Origin of the sequence: Amycolatopsis sp. NPDC058278, assembly GCF_042881395.1 — a bacterium.
In the GTDB taxonomy this organism is placed as follows: domain Bacteria; phylum Actinomycetota; class Actinomycetes; order Mycobacteriales; family Pseudonocardiaceae; genus Amycolatopsis.
On record NZ_JBHVXZ010000057.1, the window covers coordinates 1 to 14,538 of the forward strand.

The 14,538-nt window shown below is 71.8% G+C and carries 15 protein-coding genes and 1 pseudogene; 6 read left to right on the forward strand and 10 right to left on the reverse strand.

Features of this window, described 5'->3' with window-relative positions:
* Window positions 1-257: 257 nt before the first annotated feature.
* Window positions 258-977, reverse strand: a complete 720-nt coding sequence (locus ACFVYA_RS27410; protein WP_387049008.1) for an LmbU family transcriptional regulator — start codon at window positions 975-977, stop codon at window positions 258-260.
* Window positions 978-1,084: 107 nt separating this feature from the next.
* Between ACFVYA_RS27410 and ACFVYA_RS27415 the strand changes: the two genes are divergently transcribed.
* The 3 genes from ACFVYA_RS27415 (at window position 1,085) to ACFVYA_RS27425 (ending at window position 3,293) form a co-directional block, all read left to right on the forward strand.
* Complete coding sequence (locus ACFVYA_RS27415; RefSeq protein WP_387049077.1) at window positions 1,085-1,513, forward strand: helix-turn-helix domain-containing protein; 429 nt, start codon at window positions 1,085-1,087, stop codon at window positions 1,511-1,513.
* 81 nt (window positions 1,514-1,594) lie between these two features.
* Window positions 1,595-2,077, forward strand: a complete 483-nt coding sequence (locus tag ACFVYA_RS27420) for a hypothetical protein (protein ID WP_285990970.1) — start codon at window positions 1,595-1,597, stop codon at window positions 2,075-2,077.
* A gap of 4 nt (window positions 2,078-2,081) precedes the next feature.
* On the forward strand, window positions 2,082-3,293 hold the full coding sequence (locus ACFVYA_RS27425) for an MAB_1171c family putative transporter (RefSeq protein ID WP_387049010.1): 1,212 nt from the start codon (window positions 2,082-2,084) through the stop codon (window positions 3,291-3,293).
* Here the strand turns inward: ACFVYA_RS27425 and ACFVYA_RS27430 are convergent.
* Together ACFVYA_RS27430 and ACFVYA_RS27435 are read right to left on the reverse strand one after the other, a co-directional pair.
* Window positions 3,276-4,862, reverse strand: a complete 1,587-nt coding sequence (locus tag ACFVYA_RS27430) for a long-chain-fatty-acid--CoA ligase (protein WP_387049012.1) — start codon at window positions 4,860-4,862, stop codon at window positions 3,276-3,278. The two genes, ACFVYA_RS27425 and ACFVYA_RS27430, sit on opposite strands and share 18 nt — an antisense overlap.
* An 84-nt stretch (window positions 4,863-4,946) precedes the next feature.
* The gene (locus ACFVYA_RS27435) at window positions 4,947-5,387 is read right to left on the reverse strand and encodes a hypothetical protein (protein ID WP_285990973.1); all 441 of its coding nucleotides are present in this window, start codon (window positions 5,385-5,387) and stop codon (window positions 4,947-4,949) included.
* A 65-nt stretch (window positions 5,388-5,452) separates the two neighbouring features.
* On the opposite strand from ACFVYA_RS27435, the gene ACFVYA_RS27440 reads away from it, so the two are divergent.
* Window positions 5,453-6,226: a maleylpyruvate isomerase family mycothiol-dependent enzyme gene (locus ACFVYA_RS27440; RefSeq protein WP_387049014.1), complete on the forward strand. Its 774-nt coding sequence runs from the start codon at window positions 5,453-5,455 to the stop codon at window positions 6,224-6,226.
* A gap of 2 nt (window positions 6,227-6,228) precedes the next feature.
* On the opposite strand, the pseudogene ACFVYA_RS27445 reads toward ACFVYA_RS27440, so the two are convergent.
* A pseudogene (locus ACFVYA_RS27445) lies at window positions 6,229-6,971 on the reverse strand (alpha/beta fold hydrolase).
* 22 nt (window positions 6,972-6,993) lie between these two features.
* On the reverse strand, window positions 6,994-8,169 hold the full coding sequence (locus ACFVYA_RS27450; protein ID WP_387049016.1) for an MFS transporter: 1,176 nt from the start codon (window positions 8,167-8,169) through the stop codon (window positions 6,994-6,996).
* A gap of 84 nt (window positions 8,170-8,253) precedes the next feature.
* Here ACFVYA_RS27450 and ACFVYA_RS27455 point away from each other — a divergent pair, with 84 nt between their 5' ends.
* On the forward strand, window positions 8,254-9,150 hold the full coding sequence (locus tag ACFVYA_RS27455; RefSeq protein ID WP_387049018.1) for a LysR family transcriptional regulator: 897 nt from the start codon (window positions 8,254-8,256) through the stop codon (window positions 9,148-9,150).
* A 3-nt stretch (window positions 9,151-9,153) separates the two neighbouring features.
* Here ACFVYA_RS27455 and ACFVYA_RS27460 read toward each other — a convergent pair whose 3' ends face one another.
* Both ACFVYA_RS27460 and ACFVYA_RS27465 read right to left on the reverse strand, forming a co-directional pair.
* Window positions 9,154-9,726, reverse strand: a complete 573-nt coding sequence (locus tag ACFVYA_RS27460; protein WP_387049020.1) for a hypothetical protein — start codon at window positions 9,724-9,726, stop codon at window positions 9,154-9,156.
* Window positions 9,727-9,886: 160 nt separating this feature from the next.
* A complete protein-coding gene (locus tag ACFVYA_RS27465; RefSeq protein ID WP_387049022.1) occupies window positions 9,887-10,555 on the reverse strand; it encodes a TetR/AcrR family transcriptional regulator in 669 nt (222 codons plus the stop codon).
* A gap of 129 nt (window positions 10,556-10,684) precedes the next feature.
* Between ACFVYA_RS27465 and ACFVYA_RS27470 the strand changes: the two genes are divergently transcribed.
* Entirely contained in the window at window positions 10,685-11,593 is a 909-nt protein-coding gene (locus ACFVYA_RS27470) for an SDR family NAD(P)-dependent oxidoreductase (RefSeq protein WP_387049024.1), read from the forward strand.
* Window positions 11,594-11,699: 106 nt separating this feature from the next.
* Here ACFVYA_RS27470 and ACFVYA_RS27475 read toward each other — a convergent pair whose 3' ends face one another.
* The 3 genes from ACFVYA_RS27475 to ACFVYA_RS27485 all read right to left on the reverse strand — a co-directional run.
* Window positions 11,700-12,872, reverse strand: a complete 1,173-nt coding sequence (locus ACFVYA_RS27475; RefSeq protein WP_387049026.1) for a mandelate racemase/muconate lactonizing enzyme family protein — start codon at window positions 12,870-12,872, stop codon at window positions 11,700-11,702.
* A gap of 1 nt (window position 12,873) precedes the next feature.
* The gene (locus ACFVYA_RS27480; protein WP_387049028.1) at window positions 12,874-13,701 is read right to left on the reverse strand and encodes a carbohydrate ABC transporter permease; all 828 of its coding nucleotides are present in this window, start codon (window positions 13,699-13,701) and stop codon (window positions 12,874-12,876) included.
* On the reverse strand, window positions 13,701-14,538 hold an 838-nt coding region (locus ACFVYA_RS27485), incomplete at its 5' end, for a carbohydrate ABC transporter permease (protein ID WP_387049029.1). The genes ACFVYA_RS27480 and ACFVYA_RS27485, both read right to left, overlap by 1 nt.

Genomic DNA, 14,538 nt, shown 5'->3' on the forward strand with positions numbered 1-14,538 from the left:
CCTATCGCTCGGCACCGACGGTTTCGGAGCGATGCCGCGGTGCCGGTGCCGGAGCAACGGCACCGCGGTGTCTCGCTGTCTGCGTCGCCGCGGTGCCCGCGTTGCGCACGGTGCCTGGTTCCTGCGGTGCCGCGGCGCCCGCGGTACCGCAGGCGCGCCGATTGCGGTGCAGCCGTGCTCGCAACGACCGAAACCCGGCCGGCCGGATCGCCCACCGCAAAGCGGGTGACCCGGCCGGCCGGGTTCCGGTGCCGCGGTCAGCCGGCGGAACCGCCGGCAGGTACCGCGGACTCCGCCGCGCCGTCGAGTACCGCGACGACCCAGGCCACGAAATCCGTTTCGGAGGTCGACTCCGCCGCACGCATCCAGCGTTGTTTCTGGCTGAGCGGCACGGTCACCTGGATCCTCAGCGTCGGGTCCGTGCCGTCGTCCTCACCGGAGCCGAGCCGGCGGCTGGCCCGGACGCGGTTGCGCAGCTCGTTGCGCGACCAGCCGAACCGCTCCGCCCGTTCGAGCCACCGGTCCTGGTCGGCGGGGGCCAGTGCGGCGAGTTCGGCGTGGTGCTGGAAACTCACCGTCGCCCGCCGGCGGTGCACCGCGAACTGGCGGGCGACCCAGGCGTAGTTGCGGAGTGTCTGGTAGTCGAGCGACGTTTCTTCGATCGCTTTTTTGTAGAGGTTCGGATACTTGTCCTGGCCGTAGATCAACCAGTCTCCCAGCCACCAGGAGGACGACTCGGACAGCGCGTTGATCTGATGGCCGATCCGGCTCCATTCCTGGATCGGAGTGTCCGGTGGCAAACTGAAACTGGTCCGTCTCGTCATGGCGGTCGGTGGCAGTGGCGGCTGTGCGGCGCCGGGTTCCCGGCGCTCAACTCTGCCTGCGGTGAGCTGTTGTCCACTTGCTGTCCCCATCTGGACTCCCCAGTAGCGAATCGCCCGTGGTTCACGTGAGTTCATGTTCGCTCTGTCGATCATAAACTGGTGTAAGAACCAACGTCAACTGAGGTGGACCTGCGCGGTGTCCTCGTCACCACCTCAGCTGGTGGATCAGTTAGACTGAGCGCGTGCAAGAGGAGGAATCGATGCCGCAGTCTTCTCCGGGTGGCGAACGAACCCTTGCCGCGAAGATCGACCACCTGTTCCGCACAGTGCGGCCGCGCAGCGGCAAGGAGTACAGCTTCGAGGAAGTCGCCGAGGCCATCCGCGGCAGTGACGGCGCGAGCATCTCCGCCACCTACCTCTGGCAGCTCCGCAAAGGCGCGCGCGACAACCCGACCCGGCGGCACCTCGAAGCACTGGCCCGTTTTTTCGGTGTTCCGCCGGCATATTTCTTCGACGAGTCGACAGCCACTCAGGTCGACGCCGAACTGGCTTTGCTCGCGGCCTTGCGCGACGCGTCGGTGCGGCAGATCGCGTTGCGGGCTTCTGGCTTGTCGCCCAAGACGTTGAGCGCGATAACCCAGTTGGTCGAGCGCGCACGGGAAATCGAAGGATTACCCGACGAGGGTTGAGGAAAAGGTGCCGGCCGGTCACACGGGCCACCGCGATTCGGGCACTATGGGCAAGGGGGAGCTCGTCCTGGGGGAGGTGTGATGGTGTGGACCCTCCGGCGGCTGCGCCGTCGGTGCGAGGCCATCGCGGCGGAACTGCCGCTGACGAATCCCTTCGACGTGCACGATCTGTGCCGGCACGTGGCACAGCGCCGGGGACGCCCGATCCACCTCGTGCCGATCACCGGAATGGGCGAGGCGCACGGCCTGCTGATGTCCACCGACTCGGCGGACCTGATCTTCCACGAGGTCGCCACCTCGTGGCCCCACCAGGAACACATCATCCTGCACGAACTGAGTCACCTGCTGTGCGGCCACTACTGTGAAGACCTGACCGCGGCAGGCGAGATCCGCGCGCTGATCCCGCACCTGGACGCCAAGACCATCCGCAGCATGCTGGCGCGCACCTCCTACCAAGCCCCGGAGGAGCTCGAGGCCGAACTGCTGGCTTCGGTGGTGCGGCAACGGGCGGAACTGGTCGGGCCCGACGGGATCAACAGCCGGATCAGGGCCGCCTTCGACTGATCACATGGCCTCCCCGACCGAGTGGCTCCGTTTGAACGGGCCGGCGTTGCTGGCCTGCCTCGCCGTCGTCGTCCGGATCGCCCGGTCCCGGCACCGGCGGCGGTCCGGCAGCGAGGTGACGATCTGGCTCGTCTCGCTGTGCATCGCGTTCTCCCTGGTGCTGCAGACATCCGTGGTGTACTTCGCGGTGGGCCGCTTCACCGGCATCCCCAACCTCGCCAGGCTGGCCAACCACGGCTGCATCCTCGTCGCCGCGGTGGCCGGGCAGGACTTCCTGCTGCAGATCAACCGGCCGGAGCAGGCGCGGCGCCGGGTGGTGCCGTACACGATCTGGGCGGCGACCGTGTTCGCCGCGATGTGCCTGCTGTTCGTGCTGAGCCGCACGGGCGTGGACGAAATCCATTTCGCGGCCCGGTACGGGCGCACGCCAGGGGTGCTGGAGTACTGGCTCGTGTACGTCGCCGGACTGCTCCCGGCGATGGTGGACTCGGTCCGGCTCACGGTGGGGTACGCCGCGAAGTCGACCGAGACGGTGATCCGGCTGGGATTGCGCCTGATCGCCACCGGCATCGTTTGCTCGATGCTGTACCACGTGCAGAAAGCCGTGTTCTTCGCGGCGCAGCGCCTCGACCTGCACTACCCCCGGTCCATCGGCGGCCCGATGGACCGGTACCTCCCGCCCCTGTCGGTCCTGCTCGTGATCGTCGGGATCGTGCTGCCCACCTGGCGCACCCCGGTCGTCGTCAGCAACTACCTGACGCACCTGCGATTGCGCCCGCTCTGGCTCGCGTTCTACGCGGTCGTCCCGCGCATCGCGTTCGACCCGCCGAGATCCCGGCTGCGGGAAGTGGTCGACGTCCGTGACATCGGCCTGAAGCTCTACCGCCGCGTGGTGGAGATCCGCGACGGCAGGCTCGCGTTGCGCGCGCACCTCGACCCCGAAATCGCGGCGGCGGCCGGGGAATCGGGGCGCGCGGCGGGATTGGCGGGTCAGAAGCTGGACGCGCACGTGGAAGCGGTCACGCTGGCCGCGGCCATCCGCGCGGTGGCGGACGGAGCGGAGCCGCCCGGCGACGGCGCGGCGCTGGCTGTGCCGGGTGGCCGTGACTTGGACAGCGACATCGCGTTCCTGAAGGCGGTCGCCGCCGCCTACCGCCGGCTCGATCCCCGGCTCCGCGTGCCGCAGCGGACCGCCGGCTCAGGACACGTCGAATAGGCCGGGCGCGGATTTCACCGGGCTGAAGTCCGCTTCCTTGCCCGTCCGCTCCCAGATCACGTCGGCGCAGTGCAGACCCTCGGCGGACAGCTGCCGCTTCACGACCTTGAACGTCGAGGTCCGCGGGAGTTCCCGGACGGTGCGCACGTACCGGGGCACCTGTTTGGGGCCGAGGTCGGCCTGGGCGGCGAGGAAGCGGCCGAAGCCGGCCGGATCCAGCCGGGTGCCGTCGGTGACGATGGCGGCCATCACCTGGTCGCCGGTCACCGGGTCGGGCACCGCGTAGACGGCGGCGTCGGTGATCGCGGGATGCCGCAGCAGGATGCGCTCGATCGGCGCCGTGCCGAGGTTTTCCCCGTCGACGCGGAGCCAGTCGCCGAGCCGGCCGGCGAAGTAGCAGAAGCCGGCGGCGTCGGCGTAGGCGAGGTCGCCGGTGTGGAAGCGGCCGTCGCGCAGGCGTGCGGCGTCGGCTTGCGCGTCGCGGTAGTACCCGGCGAACCAGCCGGCGCCCGCGGTGTTGACCAGTTCGCCGACGGCCTCCGCCGCGTTGAGCAGGTGGCCGTCGGCGTCGAACTCGGCCGGGGGACAGCGGCGGCCGGTGTCCGGGTGCAGGATGGCCACGTCGCCGGCCGGCCGGCCGAGGGAGCCGGGTGGGGTGTCGTCGGTGCGGGCGAAGCCCACGCCGCCTTCGGTGGAGCCGAACGCGTCGACGACCTTGCAGCCGAAGCGCTTCTCGAACGCGGTCAGGTCGGCGCTCGCTCCTTCGTTCCCGTAGACCAGGCGCAGGGGGTTGTCCGCGTCGTCCGGCCGCGGCGGCGTCGCGACCACATAGGACAGTGGCTTGCCGACGTAGTTCGCGTAGGTCGCCCCGAACTTCCGCACGTCGGGCAGGAAGCCGGAGGCGGAGAACCGGCGGCGCAGGGCGATGGCCGCGCCGGCCGCGAGTCCGACGGCCCAGCCGGCCATGATGGCGTTGGAGTGGAACATCGGCATGGTGACGTACACGGTGTCCGATGTGGACAGCCCGAAGCGCTGGGCGAGCATCGCGCCGGGGAACGCGATCTTGCCGTGGGTGCAGCGCACCGCCTTCGGGTCGCCGCTGGTGCCGGACGTGAAGATCAGCATCAGCAGGTCGTCGGCGGAGGCGGGGACGGGATCGGCCGGGTCGTTCGACGGCGCCCAGGATTCCAGGTCGCGCACGCCGATCCCGCCGAGGTCCAGCCCGGCCAGCAGGGGCCGGTACTTCCGCTCGGTGAGCACGAACTGGCAGTCGGCGAGCCGGATGTCCCGCGCGAGGGCTTCCCCGCGCCGGGTCGGGTTGAGCCCGACCAGGACCGCTCCGGCGAACGCGCAGGCGCCCAGCAGGACGGAGAACGCCGGCACGTTGTCGGCCAGGATGCCGACGTGGGGCGGTTCGTCCCGGCGCAGCGCTTCGCGGAGGCCGGCCGCCCAGCGCGCGGAGGCGCGGACGTGCTCGGCCCACGACCACGTTTCGTCCTCGAACCGCAGCCCCGGACGCTCGTCACCGGTGCGGGCCAGCAGCAGCTCGGTCACCGTCGGGACGCTCATCCGCGCACCTCCAGGCGCCGGCGGGCAGAAGTGAAACAGGTTCTACTTCTACCACGGCGACGGCCGCTGGGTCCACCGCGCCGGTCAGCGGCGGCCGGTGGCCAGGATGACGAGGAACTGGCCGCCGCCCGGCTGGACGTCGGCGGTGACCGGCAGCCCCGGTACCAGCCGGGAAAACCGGTCAACCAGCCAGTCCGCCGCTTCCCGGGCGTCCCGCTCGGTCGGGCAGCGGGCCACCATCTCCCGGCCGCCCTTGCGCTCCAGCCGGCCGGCCACGGTGATCAGCGGCGCGGGTTCGGCCACGTGCAGGCGGTCCGGCCAGGCGATCACCACCTTGACCGCGCCCTTGCGGGTGTTGCAGCCGCGGTGCGCGAGCCGCTCCGGGACCTTGGCCTTCCGGTCGGCGGTCCGGCTGTCGACGCTGGGTCCGCGCGGGTCGTTCACCGACATGCCGGGGTCGACCGGTTCGTCGCACACCCAGCACCGCCAGCCGTCGCGCTCGGCCACGTCATCGAGGAGGCTCACCCGGGCAACCTAGCAAGCACGGTGACCACCGGAACACCTGCGTCCCTCCGGGAGTTGTGCGTGGCATGACCTCACTCGTGGACCGCACGATCACCGCCCTCCGTTCCGAGCACGACACGCTCGCCGACCTCGCCCGCGGCCTCACCGACGACCAGCTGGCCGCGCCCAGCGGCGCCGCGGAGTGGACCGTCGCCCAGGCCCTTTCCCACCTCGGCAGCGGCGCCGAGATCGGCCGCGCACCCCTCGTGCGGGCCGCCGGCGAGACCGTGGCCGCCGAAGAAAACCAGACGATCTGGGCCCGCTGGGACGGGTCCGCGCCGCGGGTGCAGGCCGAGGGCTTCCTGGAGCACAACGGCCGCTGGCTCGAAACCGTCGAGGCGCTCACGCCCGAGCAGCGTTCGTCGCTGACCGTCGACCTCGGCTTCCTGCCGGAGCCGGTGCCGCTGGTGACCGCGCTGGGCATGCGGCTGAGCGAGGTGGCCAACCACTCGTGGGACGTGCGCGTCGCCTTCGACTCCGGTGCCGGGGTCGACGCCGGCTCGGCCGCGGTGCTGGTCGACCTCATGACCGGGCCCCTCGGGTTCATGCTGAGCTTCCTCGCGAAGCCGGCCGAGCTCGCGAACCCGGTGTCCGTCGCGGTTCCCGGCGCCGGGCTGGTGATCGACGACGCGGTCACCGTGGTGGACCACCTCGAGTCGCCGTCCGCGACGTTCACCGGGCCGGCGGAGGCGTTCATCCGGCTGCTCAGCGGCCGGCTCAAGGCGCCGTACGACAAGGACGTCACCGTCGAAGGCGCCGTCACGCTCGACGAGCTGCGCCGGGTGTTCCCCGGCTTCTGAGTTCACCGGTAGCTCTCGAGGAGGTCGGCCAGTGCGGCGGGACGGCTGAGCGCGACGCAGTGACCGGCGGTGATCTCGTCCGGGACGATGCCGAGCCGCTCGGCCGCCAGCCGGCGGAAGAAATCCGGCGGGAAGCAGCGGTCCTCGCGGCACAGCACGAACCGGGTGGGCACCGCCGGCCACGCTTCCAGCGGCCACGGCTCCCGCATCGCGGCGGGGGAGGGGTGGGCCCGCTCCCTGCTCAGCGCTTCGTCCGCGAGGGCCCGCGGGACGTCGTGGTAGAAGCCGACGTGCGGGTCGGCGTGGCCGGTGCGGCCACCGTCGCGCGCCGCCTGGGCCTGCACCGCCTCGCCGCATCCGGTGTTCTCGCCCCAGTCCCCGGGCGACTCGCCGGGCGCGGGGATCATCCCGGCCACCAGGACCAGCAGGCCGGCCGCGAGCCGGTCGGCGACCAGCGGTGCGGTGAACCCGCCGAAGGAGTGGCCGACGACGACCAGGTCGGTCCGGTCGCCGACGGCTTCGACCACGGTGACATCCGAGGCTTCGCCTCAGGCCGGGGGCTCTGCCACCCGGAGCCCCCGGAAAGCACTACCGCGTCGGCGTAGTCGGTGAGCGTGGCCGAGGCGTCGCCGGCGGGCAGGTCCGGGGCCACCACGTCGTGACCCCGGGCCCGCAGCTCGGCGGCGACCAGGTGCCAGGCCCAGCCGGCGTCTCCGCCGCCGTGGATCAACACATACGTGCTCATGGGACTGCCTTTCCGTTGTCGTTCAGGGGTTTCGGCGGCGCAGGGCGGGCCCGAGCGCCCGCTGGGCGGTGAACAGCGCGATCCCGCCGATGGCGCAGGCCACGCCGAGGACGGTCGCGCCGAGCAGCTGGAGCAGCGCGGTTCCGGCCAGCGGGCCGAGCACCGCGCCGACGCTCCAGGTCGTCGAAGCCAGGCCCAGGTACCCGCCGCGCAGCTCGGCCGGGGCGAGAGCGGCGAAGGTGTCGCCGAACCGGACGGCGATCCCGATCTGCCCGAGCGTCCAGATCAGGACCGAGCCGGCGAAGGCGGCGGTGCCGTCACTCACGGAGCCGAGCCCGGCGCCCAGCCCGACCAGGAGCATCGAGGTGGCCGACACCGTGGTGCCGTCGCGGCCGGCGAGCAGCCGGACCGCCAACGGCTGGAGAGCCACGACGGCGATCCCGTTCAGGGCCAGGACTCCGCCGTAGGCCGCCGGGCCGGGACCGCCGGCCGCCATCAGCAGCGGCAACGTCGTGAACGTCTGCAGGAACAGCGTGAAGTAACCGGTGTGCAGCGCCAGCATCGCGAGCATCAGCCGGTCGCGCAGCACGACCGGCAGCAGCGCCCGCCGCGTCCGCACCGATCCCGCCGGCCGGGTTTCCGGCACCTGGCGCCAGACGATCAGTGCCGCGGCCAGCGACGCGGCCACGTTGATCCAGAACAGGAGCCCGTACCCGTAGCCGGCGAGGATCCCCGCGGCGATCGTGGCGACCGAGAAGCCGAGGTTGGCCGCCCAGTAGAGCAGCCCGAACGCGCGGACCCGCTGGTGCGCCGGTAGATCGGCCACTGCGGCCGACCCGGCCGGGCGGAACAGCTCGATCGTCAGCCCGACACCGACGGCGGCCGTCCAGATCCCGGGCAGCGAGTCCGCCGAGCCGAGTGCGGTGAGCGCCGCGGCGGCACCGATGAAGCCGGCCAGCATGGTGTTGCGCCGGCCGATCCGGTCGCCGAGCCAGCCGCCGAGCAGCTGGGAGCCGATGTCGCCCAGCCCGACCGCCGCGACCACCGAGCCCGCGGTCGCGGGGGAGAGGTGCTGCGCCTGCGTCAGGTACAGCACCAGGAACGCCCGCACCACCCCGCCGGCGCGGCCGACGAAGTGCGTGGCCGCCAAGGCCCAGACCAGTTCGGGGAGCCCCTGCCGGGTTGCCGTGGTCGTCATGGGAACCACGCTAGGTCCGCGGAGACATCACGAAAAGCGATGAATTCCGATCGAATCGATCGCCAGCGGCTATGTTAGCTGGCTATGGCCGACTTCGAGCTGCGTCACCTGCGGACCATGGCCGCCATTGCCGAGGAAGGCACGTTCGGGCAGGCGGCGGCCCGGCTCGGCTACACCCAGTCCTCGGTGAGCCAGCAGATCGCCGCGCTGGAGAAGGCCGTCGGCGGCCCGGTCTTCGACCGGCCCGGCGGGCCGAGGCCGGTCCGGATCACCCGGCTCGGCGAGGTGGTCCTGGCCCACGGCCGCGAGCTGCTGGCGAAGGCGGCCACGCTGACCGACGCCGTCGGCCGGTTCCGGGCGGGCCACGGCCGCATCGACATCGGCACCTTCCAGAGCGTGTCGAACCTGATCCTGCCCGCCGTCATCCGCCGGCTGCTGGACGAGCACCCCGGCTGCGACATCAGGCTGTCCGACGTGCCGCCCGAGGACCCGCGGATCGGGGAGCTCGACCTGCTGTTCCACGACGGCCCGGTCGGTGGCGACGTCGAACACGTCAAGCTGTTCGACGAGCCGTACCTGCTGGTGACGCGCGCCGGCGCGGTGCACGGTGGTGGCCAGGTGCCGGTGAAGCGGCTCGACGAGGTCCCGATGGTCGCCTGGCCGCCCACCCACCACCAGCGGTGGCTGGAGCGGACGCTCGCCCGCGCCGGCGCACAGCCCCGGTTCGTGTTCCGCACGACGGGCCACGAAACCATCCTGTCGATGGTGCGGGCGGGCATCGGCTGGGCGGTGCTGCCGTGGCTCGCCCTGCACGGCCAGGACGCCTGGGCCGACGATCAGCTCGCCGTCCACCCGCTGAAGCCGTCGCCCACCCGCGAGCTGACCCTGTACTGGCCGGCCGGGCGCACCGAATCCCCGCTGGCGGTCCGGGCGCGGGAGATCGCCGTCGACGTCGCCCGCGACCTCGCCGAGCGGATGTGACCGTCAGAAGTGGATCAGCGTGCGTGCCGAGGCGGCGGCGTCGGTGAGCTTCGTGCCGGTGCCGGTGACGAAGTAGAGGCCGGCCGGGCCGGTGCACTGGAGCGTCACGCTGAACCCGCCGGTGACCGGGTTCGAGGAGTAGTCGGAGCACAGCTGGCCGGTGCCCGCGTAGATCTGCGCGAGGGTGTGGGCCTCGTGGGCGGCATCGGTGAGGGTGGTGCCCAGGCCCTGCCGGAAGGTGATACCGGCCGGGGCGTTGCACTGCAGCGTCACGCCGAAGCCGCCCAGCTGGGTGCTGCTGCCGTTGGAGGAGGTGCAGTTCAGGGCGGCGATGGCGGGGTCCTGCACCAGTGAGGTGGCTTCGGCGGTCGCGGCGGTCAGCGTGGTCCCCAGGCCGGCCACCACGCGGAAGGAGCTGCCGACGCAGGTCAGCGTCTGCTCGTAGCCGCCGAGGACGGCCCGGTTGGTGTAGGCGGAGCAGGAATCGGCGGCGTCCGCGGTGGCGGGGGCGGCGACGGCCGAGCCGACGGCGACGGCGAGGGCGCCGAGCGCTCCGAGGCAGCGACGCACGGACATGCGGAACTCCTTTGCCGGGCAGGGCGCCGCCGGTCGGAAAATGGTGCGGCGCGGGTGTTTTGTGGTCTACCACCCGCGCACAGGGTGTCTTCACGGCATTTGTGACGACACCGCCGTTCGTCCTGCGGACTGGTCCGGACCACCGCGACGGTGCGGCGGATCAGCCGTTGCGGGCCATGGCGCCCGTGATCAGCAGGGCCAGCCCGTGCGCCAAGGCCGGCGCCAGGTCCAGCCGGAGCGCCGCCAGTGCCGGGTCCGCTTCGTACGCCGCGCGGGTGCTGGGTGACGGGCGGCAGTGGGTCCACAGGCCGCCGGCCAGGATCATGGCCAGCAGGCACACCGGTGCCGCTTCGCCGCCGACTTCGGGCACGGTGCGGCGGAGCAGCTCGGCCATCGCGTCCAGCCCGCCGAGAGCGGACCGCTTGAACCGCACCACGACGTCGGTGGACACGTTGTGCTCCAGGACGCCCGCCTGCGCGCCGATGAGGTCGCAGAGCACCGTGCGGCGGGCCAGCGAGCGGGAGACCACCGCCGCGAACGCCTCGGCCCGCTCCGGCGCCGGACGGTCCGGGGCGACGCCCGCGGCCACCTCGCCGGACACCTCGGCCAGCCAGTCCCGCAGGGCGCGGTCGAGCAGTTCCAGGAGCACGGCCTCCCGGGATTCGAAGTAGCGCAGGACGTTCGACTTGGCCAGGCCGACCCGGCGGCTGAGCTCGTTGAGGCTCACCTCGGCCACCGGCATCTCGTCGAGCATCTTCAGCGCCGTGTCGAGGATGGTGCGGCGCCGCTCCTCCCGCTGCTCCGCGCTGCGCGCCCGCTGGAACGTCATGAAACCAGCGTAACGCCCGGGCGGGGAGATTGGAGACCGGCAGTCTCTTGACAACAGACCGACGGTTCCTTAGCGTCGGTGGCATAACAGACCGACGGTCCGAAAGGGCCGCGACCCGGGAGGACCGCCATGAGCGACAACTGGACCGAGCGCGAGGTCCCCAGCCAGCGCGGCCGCGTGGCCGTGATCACCGGCGCCAACACCGGCCTCGGGTTCGACACGGCGAAGGTGCTGGCCGAGCGCGGCGCGACGGTGGTGCTCGCCGTCCGCGACGTCGAGAAGGGCAAGCAGGCGGCCGCGCGGTTCGGCGCGGACGCCGACGTCACGGTGCAGAAGCTGGATCTGTCGTCGCTGGAGTCGGTCCGGGCCGCGGCGGCCGACCTGCACGCCACGCTGCCGAAGATCGACCTGCTGATCAACAACGCCGGCGTCATGTACCCGCCGCGGCAGACCACCCGGGACGGCTTCGAGCTGCAGTTCGGCACGAACCACCTCGGGCACTTCGCCCTGACCGGCCTGCTGCTGGACCTGCTGCTGCCGGTGGAGGGCTCGCGGGTGGTGACGGTCGCCAGCATCGCCCACCGCATCCGCGCGGAGATCCACTTCGACGACCTGCAGTGGGAGAACTCCTACGACCGCGTCGCGGCCTACGGGCAGGCCAAGCTGGCCAACCTGATGTTCGCCTACGAGCTGCAGCGCCGCCTCTCCCCGCACGGCACGACGGCGTCGATCGCCGCGCACCCCGGCGTGGCCCGGACGGAGCTGATGCGCAATTCCCCGGCGGTGGCCCGCGTGCTCTTCCCCGTGGTGGCCCCGCTGTTCACCCAGAGCTCGGAGCGCGGCGCCCTCCCGATCCTGCGCGCGGCCACCGACCCCGCCGCCCTCGGCGGCCAGTACTACGGCCCGGCCGGCCCGGGCGGTTACCGCGGGCGCCCTCGGGTGGTCGCCTCCAGCCCGCAGTCCTACGACCCGTCGATCCAGCGGCGGCTGTGGGCGGTTTCGGAGGAGCTGACCGCGGTCAAGTTCCCCGTCGGTTGAGCCGCGCGTGATCCGAGGGTCGACACGGCGGCCGGCCCCGTGTCGACCCGCCCATCACGCGTGTCGACCTTCCAAACACGCGTGTCGGCATTCCGATCACGGGGCCTCAGGCCTCCACTGACGCGCGGTCACCGTTGCCGGACGCCGGGAGCAGGTGGAAGCCGGCGCGGTCCGGGCGGATGTGCGAACCGGTGGACGCCGGGTCCGGGAGCCGGTGGCCGGCGGCCGTGATGGCCGCTTCGTCGAGGCGGATGCCCAGGCCCGGCCCGTCGCCCAGGATGAACGCGCCGTCGCCGATTTCGTGGCCGAGGGAAACGCCGACCGGGGGCCGGAGGTCCTGCAGCTCGGTGACCAGGTGGTTGGGCACCGCGGTCGCGGCGTGCACCAGTCCGACCGGGGTCGTGCCGATCGGGCTCACCGGCAGGTCGTGGGCGTGGGCGAGGGCGGCGACCCGCAGGAAGTGGGTGATGCCCCAGCCCGCGGCCGTCTGGACGATGTCGACCGCGCCGGCCGCGATCAGCGGCCGGTGCTGCTCCAGCCCGGTGAGGTTCTCCCCGGTCGCGACCGAGGCGCGGATGCCGCGGCCGACGGCCGCGTGGCCGTCCACGTCCCAGCGCCGCACGGGTTCCTCGATCCAGGTCAGGTCCAGGGCCCGTTCGAGCTCGCCGACGTGCCGGACGGCCTGCTTGCGCGTCCAGTTCTCGTTGACGTCCAGCATCAGGCCCGGGCGGGTGGCGCCGGCCTCGGCGAGGACGTCGCGGACGAGGCCGAGGCGGCGCCGGTCGCGGTCGATGTCCAGGCCGCCCTTGAGCTTCGCCGCGCGCAGCCCGTGGGCGGCGTAGGTCCGGTACAGCCTGGCCAGCTCTTCGTCGTCGAGGGCGATGTCGAGACCCGAGGCGTAGGCGGGCACGCGGCGGTCCCGGCCACCGAGCAGCCGCCAGAGCGGTTCGCCCGCCAGCTGCGCCTTGATGTCCCACAACGCCGTGTCGAAGGCGCCGATGGTGCCGAACACCGCGCCGGCGTGCCCGGCCTTGAACGTCCGCCGCAGCATCCGGTCGTAGAGAGCGGTCACGCCACGCGGGTCTTCGCCTTCGAGCGCGGCGAAGACGGTCTCCGCCTGCACGTGCGAACCGAGTCCGACGCCGGTGACACCTTCGTCGGTCTCGACGACGACGATCGGCATCCGGAGGACACCGTCGGCGTGCACGCCGTTGGCGTCGCCGATCGGGCGGCCCCACTCCTGGACGGTCGTGAGGGCCCGGAAACCAGTGATGCGCATTTCATCCCTTCGTGGACCCGGCGGTCACCCCGTCGGCGATTTGGCGTTGCAGGAACAGGTAGACGAGCAGCACCGGCACCGCGGCGATCAGCACCCCGGAGGCGAACGTGGGGATGTCGGCGGAGTACTGCCCGCGCAGCGCGGTCACCCCGACCATGAGGGTCCGATGCTCCGCCGACGGCATCAGCAGCAGCGAGATCAGGACGTCGTTCCAGCAGAACAGCGCGTTGAGCACCCCGACCGACAGCAGCGCCGGGGCACCCAGCGGGAGCATGATCCGCCAGTAGACGCCGTAGACGGTCGACCCGTCGACGCGGGCGGCGTCGACGATCTCCGGCGGCACGGCCGAGTAGAAGCTGGTCATCAGGAAGACCGTGAACGGCAGGAACTGCGCCACGTAGGCGAGCACCAGCCCCGGATAGGTGTCGATGAGCCCGGTGCCCGCCATCAGCCGCGCGAGCGGGACCATGATCACCTGGAACGGCACGAACAGCGCGGCGAGGATGCCCAGGTAGACCGCGGAGGACCCGCGGAAGCGCAGGCGGCCGAGTGCGAAGCCCGCCATCGACCCGAGCAGCAGCAGCACCGCGACCGAGCACACCACGACGACGACCGAGTTGAGGAAGTACCGGGACATCCCCACGCTCGTCCACGCCCGGGTGATGTTGTCCCAGCGGAGTGCGCCGGCGGGCGCGAACCGGTCGAGGGTGTACTCGCGGCGGTCCTTCATGGCGACGTTCGCGGTGAACAGCAGGGGATAGATCGTCGCCAGGGCGAGGGCGGCCATCGGGATGGCGGCGAGCCACTTCGTGAGCCGGGAACCCCGCATCAGTCCTCCCTTCCGGCGCGCCGCAGGATGCCGATCTGGGCCATCCCGACCACGAGCATGATCAGGAACAGCACCGTGGACGCCGCCGAGGCGAGCGCGGGCTGGTTCAGGTGCCCCTGCTGGAACCAGACGTAGAACTCGGGCAGGTAGGTCGACCCGGCCGGGCCGCCGTTGGTCATCACGTACAGCAGGCCGAACATCGAGGTCAGCATCCCGATCATCGTGGTGACGAAGACGAACTGGATGGTGCGGGACAGGCCGGGGACGATCACGTGCCGGATGGTCTGCAGCAGCGACGCACCGTCCACTTTGGCCGCGTCCAGCAACGAGGAGTCCAAAGTGGAGAAACCGGCGAGGAAGACGACCAGCGCCATGCCGAACGTCGCCCAGACGTGCACCCCGACGACGGCGAAGATCGCCACGCTCGGATTCCCCAGCCAGTCCACCGGGCCGAGGCCGACGAGGCCCAGCACGGCGTTGACCGGCCCGTCGAAGGCCAGCAGCAGGTTGAAGATCGCTCCGACGATCACCGGCGACAGCACGGCCGGGAAGAAGTAGACGCCGCGGTAGACCCGGTGGCCCGGCACCTTCAGGTGGATGAAGGTGGCGAGCAGGCCGGGGATGGCGACGGCGACCGGGAGCAGGAGCACGAGCAGCCCGACGTTGCGCACGGCGGTGTGGAACAGCGGGTCTTCGAACAGCGTCGCGTAGTTGTCGAAACCGACGGCCGTGCCGTTGCGGGCGCCGTCCCCGGTGAAGGAGAAGTTGACGCCGAGCAGCAGCGGCCACAGCCGCAGCAGGAGGACGATCAGCACGGCCGGTGCGACGAGGACGAGC

What these genes read in the sequence shown, in the direction of transcription:
- ACFVYA_RS27410 (WP_387049008.1), bottom strand. Translation starts at nt 977, where the DNA reads ATGATCGACAGAGCGAACATGAACTCACGTGAACCACGGGCGATTCGC.
- ACFVYA_RS27415 (WP_387049077.1), top strand. Translation starts at nt 1,085, where the DNA reads ATGCCGCAGTCTTCTCCGGGTGGCGAACGAACCCTTGCCGCGAAGATC.
- ACFVYA_RS27420 (WP_285990970.1), top strand. Translation starts at nt 1,595, where the DNA reads ATGGTGTGGACCCTCCGGCGGCTGCGCCGTCGGTGCGAGGCCATCGCG.
- ACFVYA_RS27425 (WP_387049010.1), top strand. Translation starts at nt 2,082, where the DNA reads ATGGCCTCCCCGACCGAGTGGCTCCGTTTGAACGGGCCGGCGTTGCTG.
- ACFVYA_RS27430 (WP_387049012.1), bottom strand. Translation starts at nt 4,862, where the DNA reads ATGAGCGTCCCGACGGTGACCGAGCTGCTGCTGGCCCGCACCGGTGAC.
- ACFVYA_RS27440 (WP_387049014.1), top strand. Translation starts at nt 5,453, where the DNA reads ATGACCTCACTCGTGGACCGCACGATCACCGCCCTCCGTTCCGAGCAC.
- ACFVYA_RS27450 (WP_387049016.1), bottom strand. Translation starts at nt 8,169, where the DNA reads ATGACGACCACGGCAACCCGGCAGGGGCTCCCCGAACTGGTCTGGGCC.
- ACFVYA_RS27455 (WP_387049018.1), top strand. Translation starts at nt 8,254, where the DNA reads ATGGCCGACTTCGAGCTGCGTCACCTGCGGACCATGGCCGCCATTGCC.
- ACFVYA_RS27460 (WP_387049020.1), bottom strand. Translation starts at nt 9,726, where the DNA reads ATGTCCGTGCGTCGCTGCCTCGGAGCGCTCGGCGCCCTCGCCGTCGCC.
- ACFVYA_RS27465 (WP_387049022.1), bottom strand. Translation starts at nt 10,555, where the DNA reads ATGACGTTCCAGCGGGCGCGCAGCGCGGAGCAGCGGGAGGAGCGGCGC.
- ACFVYA_RS27470 (WP_387049024.1), top strand. Translation starts at nt 10,685, where the DNA reads ATGAGCGACAACTGGACCGAGCGCGAGGTCCCCAGCCAGCGCGGCCGC.
- ACFVYA_RS27475 (WP_387049026.1), bottom strand. Translation starts at nt 12,872, where the DNA reads ATGCGCATCACTGGTTTCCGGGCCCTCACGACCGTCCAGGAGTGGGGC.
- ACFVYA_RS27480 (WP_387049028.1), bottom strand. Translation starts at nt 13,701, where the DNA reads ATGCGGGGTTCCCGGCTCACGAAGTGGCTCGCCGCCATCCCGATGGCC.